This window comes from Clostridium sp. KNHs216, assembly GCF_006714885.1.
Lineage (GTDB): Bacteria > Bacillota > Clostridia > Oscillospirales > Acutalibacteraceae > Caproiciproducens.
In genome coordinates, this window is sequence record NZ_VFMF01000001.1 from 3,113,415 (window position 1) to 3,126,112 (window position 12,698).

Annotated in this window: 12 protein-coding genes; 7 read left to right on the forward strand and 5 right to left on the reverse strand. The window is 45.8% G+C overall.

What is annotated here, in order from left to right; genetic code table 11:
- Positions 1-88 precede the first annotated feature (88 nt).
- Both LY85_RS14990 and LY85_RS14995 read right to left on the reverse strand, forming a co-directional pair.
- Positions 89-1,291: an ABC transporter substrate-binding protein gene (locus LY85_RS14990; protein ID WP_141827286.1), complete on the reverse strand. Its 1,203-nt coding sequence runs from the start codon at positions 1,289-1,291 to the stop codon at positions 89-91.
- Positions 1,292-1,772: 481 nt separating this feature from the next.
- The gene (locus LY85_RS14995) at positions 1,773-2,507 is read right to left on the reverse strand and encodes a GntR family transcriptional regulator (protein WP_141827287.1); all 735 of its coding nucleotides are present in this window, start codon (positions 2,505-2,507) and stop codon (positions 1,773-1,775) included.
- Between the two features lie 270 nt (positions 2,508-2,777).
- Between LY85_RS14995 and LY85_RS15000 the strand changes: the two genes are divergently transcribed.
- The 6 genes from LY85_RS15000 (at position 2,778) to LY85_RS15025 (ending at position 8,665) form a co-directional block, all read left to right on the forward strand.
- Entirely contained in the window at positions 2,778-3,770 is a 993-nt protein-coding gene (locus LY85_RS15000; RefSeq protein ID WP_141827288.1) for an alcohol dehydrogenase catalytic domain-containing protein, read from the forward strand.
- A 93-nt stretch (positions 3,771-3,863) separates the two neighbouring features.
- Complete coding sequence (locus tag LY85_RS15005) at positions 3,864-4,613, forward strand: SDR family oxidoreductase (protein WP_141827289.1); 750 nt, start codon at positions 3,864-3,866, stop codon at positions 4,611-4,613.
- A gap of 6 nt (positions 4,614-4,619) precedes the next feature.
- Entirely contained in the window at positions 4,620-5,282 is a 663-nt protein-coding gene (locus LY85_RS15010; protein ID WP_141827290.1) for a bifunctional 4-hydroxy-2-oxoglutarate aldolase/2-dehydro-3-deoxy-phosphogluconate aldolase, read from the forward strand.
- 31 nt (positions 5,283-5,313) lie between these two features.
- Positions 5,314-6,588: a lactate racemase domain-containing protein gene (locus LY85_RS15015; RefSeq protein ID WP_141827291.1), complete on the forward strand. Its 1,275-nt coding sequence runs from the start codon at positions 5,314-5,316 to the stop codon at positions 6,586-6,588.
- A 73-nt stretch (positions 6,589-6,661) separates the two neighbouring features.
- Complete coding sequence (locus tag LY85_RS15020) at positions 6,662-7,669, forward strand: 2-dehydro-3-deoxygalactonokinase (RefSeq protein WP_141827292.1); 1,008 nt, start codon at positions 6,662-6,664, stop codon at positions 7,667-7,669.
- A gap of 33 nt (positions 7,670-7,702) precedes the next feature.
- Positions 7,703-8,665: a C-terminal binding protein gene (locus LY85_RS15025; RefSeq protein WP_141827293.1), complete on the forward strand. Its 963-nt coding sequence runs from the start codon at positions 7,703-7,705 to the stop codon at positions 8,663-8,665.
- Between the two features lie 130 nt (positions 8,666-8,795).
- On the opposite strand, the gene LY85_RS15030 is transcribed toward LY85_RS15025, so the two are convergent.
- The 3 genes from LY85_RS15030 to LY85_RS15040 form a co-directional block, all read right to left on the reverse strand.
- Positions 8,796-8,984, reverse strand: a complete 189-nt coding sequence (locus LY85_RS15030) for a sporulation transcriptional regulator SpoIIID (protein ID WP_347562455.1) — start codon at positions 8,982-8,984, stop codon at positions 8,796-8,798.
- Between the two features lie 122 nt (positions 8,985-9,106).
- Positions 9,107-10,147 carry a 2-hydroxyacid dehydrogenase gene (locus LY85_RS15035; RefSeq protein ID WP_141827294.1) on the reverse strand — a complete coding sequence of 347 codons (1,041 nt, stop codon included), beginning with the start codon at positions 10,145-10,147 and terminating at the stop codon, positions 9,107-9,109.
- A gap of 65 nt (positions 10,148-10,212) precedes the next feature.
- Positions 10,213-11,733 carry an FGGY-family carbohydrate kinase gene (locus LY85_RS15040; RefSeq protein WP_141827295.1) on the reverse strand — a complete coding sequence of 507 codons (1,521 nt, stop codon included), beginning with the start codon at positions 11,731-11,733 and terminating at the stop codon, positions 10,213-10,215.
- A 349-nt stretch (positions 11,734-12,082) separates the two neighbouring features.
- Between LY85_RS15040 and LY85_RS15045 the strand changes: the two genes are divergently transcribed.
- Positions 12,083-12,622, forward strand: a complete 540-nt coding sequence (locus LY85_RS15045) for a glycerol-3-phosphate responsive antiterminator (protein ID WP_279231020.1) — start codon at positions 12,083-12,085, stop codon at positions 12,620-12,622.
- Positions 12,623-12,698: the final 76 nt, after the last annotated feature.

A 12,698-nucleotide genomic window follows, 5' to 3' on the forward strand; every position in this document is an offset into this window, starting at 1 on the left:
GCAAATTTTCATAACCTCCCATAACCCCGGCTCCGGGTGTTTGATTTTATAAAAAGTCAGCTGTTCAATTGGCCTCCATATGTTTTACTTAACCGAGTGTTTTCCGGGCAATCAGCTTAACGTTTTTTGAAGAATCAAGCTGAGTCATGACAGCAGTGTGAAGCAGTTCGCCGTTTTCATCACAATTATAAACACCCATCACTGTCTGCAAGTTTTTTGTTTCCTTCAGAGCATCTCGAATGGAAACAGGATCGTCGACATTTTTCGCGTTTTTCAGTGCGTTAACAAGACACTGCCCACCACTGTAATGTAAAGCCGCATATCTTTCGGGAGTTACTCCCCATCGTTTTTCAAAACGTTTCACAAAATCCGCGGTAACGGAATCCTCTGTTGTAGGGATATAGTCGGTAATGCAATAGATTCCGTCAACATCTTTCCCGTCAACAAGCTTCAGCACGGTATCCATTCCCAATGCGGAAGATGCGGCGACCGGGGTTTCAATATTTAATTCTTTAATCTGACGGACCGCGATTGCGGTTTCGGCGTCATGTCCGTAGAACATAATATAGTCCGGGTTGAATGCTTTAATTTTAGTAAGCTGACCTGTTAAATCCTTGTCTCCGGTGTTAAAGCCTTCGGCGTAGCAGGTAATCCCGTTCGCTTTGCAGTATTCCTGAATTACGTCCTGCGTGCCGCGGCCTGCTTCATCCGTATCGTACAGGATTGCGACGCGGTTGTTTTTTCCGAATTTTTCCTGCATATACTGGGTGCCGATTAGGAAAGTCTCATTGTCCGGACAGGCGGAGCGGAAGAAAAATGGATTCTTCAGTTTCAGCAGCATAGCGCTGGTTCCGCCTGGGATGAAGGGAATCTTTGCCTGCATAAAGATCTGATTTACGGCTGCAGCTGCGGAACTGAGGTGAGGGCCGATGACTGCAACAACGCCCTGTCCAATCAGTTTGTTGACGGAATTGACTGCCCCGGTCGGCGTACTCTGATTGTCACAGAGTTCTAGTTGGAGGGGACGGCCGTTAATGCCGCCTGCCGCATTTGTTTCTTCTACCAGCATGGTAACCGCTTGCTGCATACGCAATCCACCGGATGCGTCGCTTCCTGTTAAGCCCATGGACAAGCCAATTAAAATGGGCTTGCCGGACGCCGCCGTGGAGTTGCCGGCGGCAGCACTGGTACCTTCAGCGGCGGCTTGGGTGGAAGATTTTTCACCACAGCCTGCAAGAGAACTTCCAATAATAAGGACGATTGCCAGCAATAATGACAATTTTTTTTTCATACAAATTCCTCCTAAAGAATTTACGCTCGATCACTGCAATCGTGAGCGGACATACGGTATGAAAATAGGAGTCTGCTCTTTGAGTGCGATTTCGAGTGTAATACAAGTAGAATACAATATTTCTCTTTACGTCCTTGATAAGCCGTTTCAAGTGATTACGGAAATCGGGTTAGCCCCGTTGTGTGCCCATCTATGCCGGCCAATTGCCCGTAACCGTTTACATTGCTTTTTAATAACAACACCTCCGATTAAACAATTCACGGCATTATTGGCTATTTGATAGATGTCTTGTTTAGTCGCGATTTTTACATAAAACTGGAATACTAGTATCCATAAAAATACAATATACTATTTCGTTTACAAAGTCAATATAAATTTTACTCTTTTTTACTATTAATTATATAAAAAGTATCTATTCCGACGACTATCTACTCGTTTAGCTATTGCAAATAAAAATATAATATCAATTTAGAATATTAAATTATAAACTTTCTATTAAACTATCTAGTAATTCTATATTTGCAATTAATGGCTGTACATTATTTTTGCATAGGCGAACTACACGATACAGATTTTGCAGATGAGTGGAAACAGCTTTTTCCATCTGGGAAATATTTTTTGCTTTCACCGAGTTCAGAATCTCCTGATGCTGCTCTATAGTGACGATTGGGTAAGGATCATATCGGAGAGAAATAGATTGAAGGCGCGAATAATGAACATCTGCGCTCCCCAGATATTCTTTTATAAATGGTTTATTCACAGTATTGCAAAAAAAGGAATGAAATAACTGATCCAAATGTTCAAATTCAACATATCTCTTATTTTTATAAAGCTCGTTTTGTCTATTGATTAAATCCTGAAGATACTCAATCTGGTTATCGTATGCTGAGGTCTTAATCCCTAGTTTTAGCACCGAAGTTTCCAGACTTTCTCGAATAAATCTGGTTTTTTCAGCAGATACCAGATCAATAAAAGGCACAAAAGTACCAATCTGCGGCCGGATTTCCAGAAATCCCTGATGCTGCAGCTGTCGGAAAGCTCCGCGTACTGGGGAGCGGCTGCAATCCATTTTTTTTGCAATTTTCATTTCACTCATTTTTTCTCCGGGCTTTATTACTAATGTACGGATTTCCTCTTTGATCTTACGGTAGATGATATTTTCCAGACTGTTATTGTCCGGATGTAAAGACTCTTTATCCTGAAATATATATTCCATAGAATGTTCCTTTCTTTAATTAGAAAAATTTAAATATTTATATTCTATTATATCATGAATTGTAGCAAAAATATTGATAGTGGGTAGAAATTTTATTATGTGTTATCTGTAAAATTAAACAAGAAATATCAATATCGTTATTGTTTTTAATAAAATATGAAAATACAATTGACAAATAAGGGAATAACGTTTACTATAATAACACGAATACTAGTATACCAGTTTTGTGAACAAAAAGTTTCAATTATTTAATTAAAGGAGTGGTTTGTTATGAAAGCGATTGTTTTTACGGGACTTGAACATATTGAAGTAAAAGACATTCCGATCCCTCGTGTTCGGGAGGGGTGGACGCTTATCAAGGTTTGTTATGCTGGAATCTGCGGAAGCGATATGACCATTTTCCACGGTAAGCATCCCAGGGCAAAAGCCCCTCTTGTATTAGGTCATGAATTTTCCGGATATGTTGCATCGCCGCACCCGAAATATTCGGAGGGAACCCTGGTTTCCATTTATCCGTTTTTATCATGCGGCGCATGCAGCGCCTGTCAGGAAGGCTTTTCTAACGCTTGCCACACCTCGCGCGTCGTGGGAATCGACAAAGACGGCGGTATGGCGGAATATGCCCTTGTGCCGGAGAACAGCCTGTTTCCTGTTCCCGAAGGAGTGTCTCCTCAGGTAGGAGCCTATATCGAACCGATTGGGATTTCGGTCCATGCGGCGCGTCGGGGCAAATATCTTCCGGGGGACAGTGTTGTGGTTTATGGCGCAGGCGGAATTGGGATGGCGACCGCTATCGCACTGCGAAAATTTGGAGCGGATAATATTGTCATCTGCGAACCGGACGCGGGACGTCTGAAACTGGCAAAATCTTTTGGTTTCCACACAATTCATTCTGACGAACATACTTTGGACCAGGTGCTGGAATTTACCCGTGGGAATGGTGCCGATTATGTGTTTGACTGTGCCGGACATCAATCTGTTATTGATATTCTCCCTGATTCGGTGAAGGTGGGCGGACAGGTTGTGATGGTAGCCGGCTACAAAACACCGCCTGCCATGAATTTTCAAAAAGGGATGTTTCGTGAATTCAATATCCAGTTTGTCCGCAACAGTACACGCAAGGATTTCGGCATTGCTTGTCAGATGGCCGCTCAGCCACTTGGCTACGAAAAACTGCTGAATTGTATCCTTCCCATAGATCAGGCGGAAAAAGGGTTTTCCTCTCCTGCCGGTGCGATCAAGGTAATGTTTGAAATTCAATAGGGCTGTGGAAAAATGTTCATTGTACCGGAGGGCGTCGGTGTTCGCTGTAAAATTAAGAATTGTCTATGAATGATATTGAAAGGAAGAGATCACATGTTTGAAGATATTAAAGGAAAATTGGCTGTTGTTACTGGGGCAAATAGAGGGATAGGGAAGGCGGTGGCTCTGGGCTTCGCGAAAGCCGGTGCCAATATTGTTATTATTGATCTGGAAGTAAATGAAAAAACGGTACAGGAAATTAAGGATTGTGGAGTGGAATGTCATCCTTATCCCTATAATTTAATGAATATCGATGGGATCAGCGATTTAATTGAGAAAATTACTGTGGAATGCGGCGACATTGATGTTTTGTATAACAACGCCGGAACGCAGAAACGCCATCCCTGCACCGAATTCCCAAAAAGCGACTGGGATTTTGTGATGGATGTAAATGCAAATTCAGTATTCTTCCTTTGTCAAGCTGTAGGACGTCAAATGCTGAAAAAAGGGTATGGAAAAATCATCAATACAGCATCCCTTTTGTCTTTCCAAGGGGGCTTTACCGTTCCGGCCTATGCGGCCAGCAAAGGCGCTGTCATGCAGTTTTCCAAGAGCCTGTCTAACGAGTGGGCAAAGGACGGAATTAATATTAACTGTGTTGCTCCGGGATATTTAGCAACTGATCTGAACACCGCATTGATCGCCGACCCGGTTCGCAGCAGACAGATTCTGGAGCGTATTCCGGCGGGCCGTTGGGGACAGCCAGAGGATATTGTGGGGGTCGCCCTGTTTTTAGCATCTTCCGCTTCCGATTACATAAACGGTATTGTGATTCCCGTTGACGGCGGATGGCTGGGGAGGTAAGGCTTTATGCAATCCGGCTCTGTATCCATCGATAAAATTATGCGTGCGCTGAGAACCAATAAGATTATCGCTATTATGCGCGGCCTTGCAGTTGAAGATGTCACACCGACTGTACGCGCTTTGTACGAAGGGGGAATTCGTCTTTTAGAGATCACCTTCAACCAGAATTCTTCCACCTGTATTACCGATACGCAAAAGTCCATAGAGGCGGCGCGGAATCTTGATCTGCCCGGTCTCATGGTTGGTGCGGGAACGGTTTTGACGGTTGGACAGGTGGAAGCTGCCTGTCAAGCGGGAGCTCAGTATATCTTGACGCCTAACACAAAGCGGCAGGTGATTCAGGCAGCCGGTAACCTTGGACTGGCTGTGTTTGCCGGAGCTTTTACACCATCAGAAATTGTAGACGCTTATGATTATGGAGCGGATTGTGTGAAGGTTTTTCCGGCAGGGGATTTAGGACCTGATTATATTAAGTCTCTGCGCGCCCCGCTGAATCATATCCCCATGATCGCGGTCGGAGGGATTCATTCCGACAATTTAAACATCTTTGCGAACACAGGGGTAATCGGTTTTGGAATCGGTTCCAATATTGTGGACGCGAAAGCGATCCGGGATAAAAATTTCGACTCAATTACGGAACTTGCCAGAAAGTATACACAACAAATTTAGCTGCTTTTCTTAATGATAGGAGCCATGGCTTATGAAAATAGTTTCTACTTTAGCACAGCAGGTGGATCTTCCGGAAATGATAAAGGTTCGGCAGCGATTTCCGGACTCTCGGTTGGAGCCGGAGAGAATTCCGGATGTTCTGGGTCAGGAATTTGTTCGTTCAGGGATCGGTTCCAAAATAAAACCAGGCGAAAAAATCGCCATTACCGCTGGCAGCAGAGGAATTAAGAACATAGACCTGATTCTAAAAACGATTGTAAAACTTATTCGGGAACGGCAGGCCTGTCCGGTCATCGTAGCCGCCATGGGAAGCCATGGCGGTGCGGTGAGCGCAGGACAGCAAAATATTCTGGATTCTTTGAACCTGACGGAAAAAAGTCTGGGATGCTCTGTCGTTTGCGGTACGGAAACAATTTGTATAGGGGAAACCCCGGACGGGAAAGAGGTTTTCCTTTCTAAAACTGCTGCTGAATCGGATGGCATTCTGATTGTTAATCGCATTAAGCCCCATACCTCGTTTCGCGGAAAATATGAAAGCGGTCTCATGAAAATGATGGCAATCGGGCTTGCACAGCAAAAAGGTGCAGAAGCCTGCCATAGGGATGGGTTTGGCGGGATGGCGTACAATGTAGAAAGTTTTGGGAAAACGGTTCTTAAATGTACGAATGTTATCGGAGGTATCGGCATCATCGAAAATGCGATGGAAGACACCTGCGAACTTCATGCTTTTACCCCGCAGGAGATCGTTGAATTGGAACCCGTCTATTTGGAAAAAGCGAAAGCGCTAATGCCCAAGATCTATTTTGATCCGCTGGATGTCCTGATTGTGGACAGAGTGGGAAAAAATATCAGCGGGGATGGGATGGACCCCAACATAACCGGTACTTTTGGGACGTCCTTTGCAACGGGAGGAGTAACGGCGCAGAGAGTAGTTGCCTTGGATTTGACCGATGAGACTCATGGAAGCGCTGTCGGTATCGGCATGGCTCATGCCATTACGCAAAGACTGTTCAGAAAAATAGACATGGAGCAGACCTATCCAAACCTGATTACTACGAAAGTGTTGGAACAGGGGCGGCTGCCTATGGTATTCGCTTCCGACCAGGAGGCGATTCAAATTGCGCTTAGGTGCTGTGTTAATTACGATATTAACAATCCTCGGATAGTGCGGATTGGCAATACGAGGGATATTGAAGAAATTTATATTTCCCCGGCGCTCCTTCCTGAAGCACAGGAACATCCTATGGTGGAAATTTTGAACGGTCCGCAGAAATTCTCTTTCGATTCTGCCGGAAATCTCTGGTAAACTAAGCAATTTGTCGCAGCCGCAAAAACACAGTTGCCTGACACAGCGAAACCGATCGATAAGGAGTTACAAAATGAAAGAATATATTATTACAATTGATACCGGTACTACTAATACGCGCTGTATTTTATGGAATGCGAAAAGGGAGAATATCGCCACGGAAAAGAGCCCTGTCGGGGTAAGAAATACCGCAATCGATGGCAATAACAGCAAGTTGAAAGCAGCTGTCAAAGGATGCTTGGACGCGTTGATGGTCAGGAACCATATCGGCTATGACGACATAAAACGGGTAATTGCCAGCGGAATGATCACTTCCAATGTTGGATTAGTGGAAATCCCTCACGTTGTTGTGCCTGCCAGCAAGGAAGCGTTGGCTTCGGCTACTTCTTCTGTGCTGTTGGAGGATGTTTGCCCGCTTCCAATCTGGTTTATTCCCGGAGTAAAAAACTCCGGTGGAAAAATCACTCTGGAAAACTTTGAATCGATGGATATTATGCGTGGGGAAGAGGTTGAGAGCATCGCTATTATCGACCATTACCCCAAGGCAAAGGACTATCTGCTGATTCTCCCGGGATCCCATACAAAGTTTGTTTCTGTTGATAAGGAAGGACAGATTACGGGATGCCTTACTACAATTACCGGTGAATTGCTTTCCTCCATTACGAACGATACGATTATTGCTGACGCGGTAGGTCGCCAGTTCGTGGAAAAAGAGACCTACAATAAAGAGATGATGCTGCTTGGTTACGATATCGCCTGCCGCTGCGGGATAGGAAGGGCGTGCTTTTCCGGCAGAATTCTGAATCAGTTTGCGGTAGATGATAAATCAAAAATTGCAAACTTTATTTTTGGCGTAGCCCTGCAAAACGATATCCTGGCCATCAAGAATTCCAGCGCTCTGCATACGTCTGCCGAAACGATGGTAATAGTGGGCGGAAAGGAACCGTTCAGTACTGCCTTTGTTGATATTTTGGAGCATGACGGAGGTTTTGCCAATGTGGAATACTTTGAAAATGAAGCCGATATCCCGTTATCGGCCATGGGTGCTTATATTATTGCGGAATTGAGCCATATTTTATAAACCGGACCAATTTATTGAATAAGGGGAATGATTATGAAAGTTGTAATTACGGATTTTGAGTACCCAAATGTAGATCAAGAAATAAAAATCATAACGGAATCCGGCGCGGAGCTAATGCCTTGCCATCTGAAAAGCGAGGATGAAATCATTGCCGCGGTTAAGGATGCGGATGCTGTGATTGTTCAGTACGCTGATATTACCAAAAATATTATTGACCGGATGGAACGCTGCAAAGTGATTATTCGGTATGGCATCGGAGTCAATAATATTGATTCTGACGCTGCGACAAGCAAAGGAATCTATGTGTGCAATGTTCCGGATTATGGGGTTGACGAAGTGTCAAATCATGCCATCAGTATGCTGATGGCATTGATAAAGAAGCTGCCTGTTATTACAAAGGCCCTGCGCGGCGGGGATTGGGGCTATACCAGTACAGTTCCGCTATTCCGTATGGCGGGATCCACCTTGGGGCTTGTAGGACTTGGGCGCATACCGTCTCTGGTTGCAAAAAAAATGGCGGGTTTCGATGTTCGCATTTTGGCTTTTGATCCCTATGTGACTGCTGAGGACGCAGAGAAGCGAGGAGTCAGACTGGTGGATTTTGAGACTCTTTGCAAGGAAAGTGATTTTATTTCTATTCATTGCCCTCTGACCGCCTCTACTACCCATATGTTCGATAAAAATGTATTTCAGATGATGAAGAAAACCGCTTATTTGATTAATACCTCGCGTGGTCCTGTTATCAACGAAAAGGACTTGATCGAGGCTCTGCGCACAGGAGAAATTGCCGGGGCAGGTCTGGATGTATATGAAAAAGAACCGATTTCTTCTGACAGCGAACTGCTGAAAATGGATAATGTAATTGCGACACCGCACAGCGCATGGTACAGTGAAGAAGCTATTTCAACACTTCAGCGCAAAGTGGCCGAGGAGGTTGTCAATATTCTCGGAGGCGGTCGTCCTATTAACTGTACGAACAAAGCTCTGCTGAAGTAATCTGAAAACAATATCAGATCCGTGCAGATGAATGCGGTGTCTTGCGTGGAGTAAATTGAAACAGAAGTATAAATGTACAACAGGAACCACAGTTCCTGTTGTACTTTTACGTTTGAATGAGCTTCGGTATCTATGGATTGATGATCTGTTTCATCACGATCGAAAACATTACGCCAAATTTTTTCGCTGCGCTGCGCACGGTAGTTCTGTTCTTAATTATGTACTCGCCGAGCTCAACGGCGCGCTCCTCAACAATACCTTTTACTGTTCTGCCTCCCCAACCTGCTCTGTCGGAGTTCGGTATCTGGGAAGATACTATTTATCTAGGAGGATGAATTGTTGTGGGACTCTTGATATTCCAAGAATAGTGCGGTGTTATATATGCAGTAATTATTAGCCTGCGGTATGCAGAACAGCACACAGACAAACCGGATCGGTTGTTCAGTTGCAGAGATTGTGCATGGATTTTCCCTGCAGGTAATTTTTTAAATCCTCAAAGCAGATATCCACCGAATTGCGCATAGTGTCGCTCGAAGTGCCCGCAAGATGAGGGGTAAGGGTCACATTATCCAGTTTCAGGAAAGGACTGTCCTGGGAAAGTGGCTCGCTGTCATAAACATCAATGGCGGCTCCCCCAATTGTTTTCGTCTGCAGCGCCTTCAGCAGAGCGTCGGTATCCACAAGTCCGGAACGCGCCGTATTGACGAAATAGGCGGTCGGCTTCATCAGAGAAAATTCGCGATCACTCATAAATTTTTCTGTTTTTGGAGAAAGCCGCAGATGCACGGTCACAAAATCGGACTGCTTCAGCAGTTCATTCAGCGTAACGGCGGTATAGCCCGCACTCTCAATGGCATCCGCATTTTGGAACGGGTCATACGCCACAATCCTGGAGCCGAAGCCCTTCAGGCGCTCGGCAACGCGGCGCCCGATATAGCCGAACCCGATAATTCCGACCGTACAGTGATTCAAGTTGTGAATGTAAGACTGGTTGGCATAATTTTTACACCATTTGCCTTCAAACAGAAGCCTGTGGCTGCGCGCGATATTCTTGTTTTCTGCAATCATCATTCCGACTGTAAAGTCGGCTACGGCGTCCGCGCTTCGCCACGGGGCGTTGATCACCTTGATTTCCTTCCCGGTCAGCGCGGGAACATCGGCGTTTTCAATGCCGCCCCGAAGAACGGCGACGACCTTCAGATTTTTGCTCGCATTGATTACCTCCCGGTTGATGGAGGCTACGTGTACGGCAATGATTTCCTTATCGGCACAGTTTTCCAGCAGAGCCCCGCAGGTGGGCGCCGCGTCGATGCCATCCCGTTCAATCAGGCCCATGCGGTCCGTGATCGGCCCCATTGCGGACATTTCTTTGTCTTCTATAAGAGTGATTTCCGCCCCGTAGGCCTCCAGTTCAAACATTTTCTGCATCAGATCCTTGGTCACTCCGCCATCTGATACAAGCAGCACCTTTGTTTTTTTCATTTTTTAGTCCCTTTCAAAAATAATCAAATAAGAAGATAACCGCAACAGGATAGCAGGACAAATTTCTATTTTGCGTCCCAATACGGTTTCAGACAGCGCATAAGATGTTCCCATTCGCGGTACCGGACCTCAAAGTCCGGCAGATATCGGCTGGAGGAGTTGAATCTTGCCCGGATTCTTACCGCCTGACGGAATCCATCCTGATAATCCTGATAGGTCTTTGCGCCGACGCCCGCAGTGATCGCGGCACCCAAAGCTCCGACTTCGTCGCAGTCGACCACCTCAACAGGAATTTGCAGAATATCCGCAAAAAGCTGTGCCCATACAGGGCTTTTTGCGATTCCTCCGGTAAGCCGCGCAGAAGTGATCTTGCACCCGGTGTTTCGCAGGAAATCAATATGCCATTTATGTAAAAATACGATGCCTTCCGCCACTGCGTAAACCACCTCGCGGTAGGAAGTGTTCTGGTCAATATTAAAAAAGTTCGCCTTCGCATTGGGATGAACGCTCGGCTGGGCGACAAAGGGGTGGAACAGGACCTCGGTCTGGTCCGGCGACATCTGCCCGATCATCTCATCCAGTATATCGTAGTGGGATACCGAACGTTTCACTGCTTCCATCTGTGCGGTTCCGCCCAGCGCCTTGCCGAACCAGTCGAAATTAATGGCAGACGCGCCGGTATAGGAACAGTTTAAATACAGCCCCTTTCCAAGGGAGGGCTGGTTTGCAGAAGCGCCCGGAATGATTTTGGTGGACTGGGTCTCATTGATGCACCAGGTGCCCGCGACAATCGTCACAACACCCTCGTCCGCTGCGCCCGCTCCAACCAGGCAGGCCAAAATATCCATCATGCCCGCGGCTACCGGGGTGCCGACGGAAAGCCCGGTGTATCCGGCGGCTTTTTCGGTAACCGTCCCGGCGATGCTGGCGCTTTCCCTCAGCTTCGGAAGTTTGTCATACATTTCCGGAATTCCATACAAGTTCATCAGTTCGCGCGAATACTGGAAGGTGCTCAAATCCAGCAGAGCGGACCCGCCAAAGCAATTGATGTCGGCGGAAAGTTCGCCGGTCAGCTTGTAGATCAGATAGTCCTTGCATAATAAGATACTCCCGATATGACTGTAAATATCGGGCCGGTTCTCCTTGTACCAGCGCAGGATGGGACCCGGTTCGCCCGCGAAAAGAGTTCCGGCAATGATATGATTGATTTTGTCCAGGGATCCCTCCTGACGGTATGTTTCCAGAATTTTTGCAGCGCGGTAGTCCTGTGACAGCGCGCCCTTTGCATTCGGCCTCCCGTTTTCGTCGACGATGAGGACCCCGTTGCCAAAGGAGCAAATTCCAACCGCCGCAATTTCAGACGCGTCGATCCCGGATTTCCGGATGACTTCGTGAATGCAGTTTTTCGTGGAATCCCAGATTCCGTCGGCGTCCACTTCTTCAAAGCCGAGCCGCCGGCTTTCCTCGGTGACCTCTACACGTCGGTTCTGCTCGGAAGCGGATGCAAGTGCATTTCCTTTTGTGTCAAACAGGACGGATTTTACAGAGGAAGAACCCGCGTCAATACCAAGTAAATACTTTTTCAATACGTAACCTCCTTCATATTGCTTCCCTTTCCGTTCAGACGACCGGGAAGCGCTGAAAACAAAAATTCGGCTGACAGCTATGATTTTTCATAGCCGTCAGCCGAATTCAAAAATACTACTATTCGGTACTCTATTTTGTTTTTCAAGCAGCCGCTGCAAGTTACAATCTGCATTATATGGCAATACCATTCCATTGTCAACGAACAATAAATACAAAAAAGTATATATTTTTTTGTATGTTTAATCCTTGACAAAACGTTTCCAGGTCGATTAAGATAAAAACTACAGAAATTACCCAAAGCCAAAACAGGGAAGTGAAGACATAGACTTTCAAAATGAGTTTTACATAATTCCTTCTGTACGGGAGATCAAGCATCTGTCTTATGCGCTGACTACAGAAGCACCGTATATTCATCTGAGCAATACGCATATCGGAAATTTAAAACCGATGGTCGATGCGGTGCATCAGGCGGGAAAGAAAACGGTTGTGAATGTGGAACTGATCGGCGGATTTAATCTCGACAGGGACGGTGCCCGTTTTTTAAAGCAGATTTTCCATGTGGATGTCGTCATCGTATCCAATCCCATGTGGACGAATTACCTGAAGGGATTGAACCTTTTTGTGATTCAGCGGATTATGCTGATGGATTCTCTTGCCCTTGAAAATTCTTTGCGGATTGTTTCTGAAACTTCCTGCGACGCGGTGGAATTACGGCCCTCTGTTTACGGGATCAAATATATCAGCCGGCTGCGTCAGACCCGGGCGGATATTCCGTATTTTCTCGCCGGTTTTATCAATACTCAGAAAATCATAGACGAAGCGCGGCTGCTCCAGTTTAAGGCAGTGACCCTCAGCAACAACAAACTTTGGAGCTATAAAACAAAATAAAAGGTTGAATGGTAGTAAAGAATTCGACTAAAAGCTGTTGATTAACAGCTTTTAGTCGTTTTTTATTTTATTCTGG

Excerpts from the sequence above, each read along its gene's own strand:
- LY85_RS15020 (WP_141827292.1), top strand. The coding sequence starts at position 6,662 with ATGAAAGAATATATTATTACAATTGATACCGGTACTACTAATACGCGC.
- LY85_RS15035 (WP_141827294.1), bottom strand. The coding sequence starts at position 10,147 with ATGAAAAAAACAAAGGTGCTGCTTGTATCAGATGGCGGAGTGACCAAG.
- LY85_RS15015 (WP_141827291.1), top strand. The coding sequence starts at position 5,314 with ATGAAAATAGTTTCTACTTTAGCACAGCAGGTGGATCTTCCGGAAATG.
- LY85_RS14995 (WP_141827287.1), bottom strand. The coding sequence starts at position 2,507 with ATGGAATATATATTTCAGGATAAAGAGTCTTTACATCCGGACAATAAC.
- LY85_RS15005 (WP_141827289.1), top strand. The coding sequence starts at position 3,864 with ATGTTTGAAGATATTAAAGGAAAATTGGCTGTTGTTACTGGGGCAAAT.
- LY85_RS15010 (WP_141827290.1), top strand. The coding sequence starts at position 4,620 with ATGCAATCCGGCTCTGTATCCATCGATAAAATTATGCGTGCGCTGAGA.
- LY85_RS14990 (WP_141827286.1), bottom strand. The coding sequence starts at position 1,291 with ATGAAAAAAAAATTGTCATTATTGCTGGCAATCGTCCTTATTATTGGA.
- LY85_RS15025 (WP_141827293.1), top strand. The coding sequence starts at position 7,703 with ATGAAAGTTGTAATTACGGATTTTGAGTACCCAAATGTAGATCAAGAA.
- LY85_RS15000 (WP_141827288.1), top strand. The coding sequence starts at position 2,778 with ATGAAAGCGATTGTTTTTACGGGACTTGAACATATTGAAGTAAAAGAC.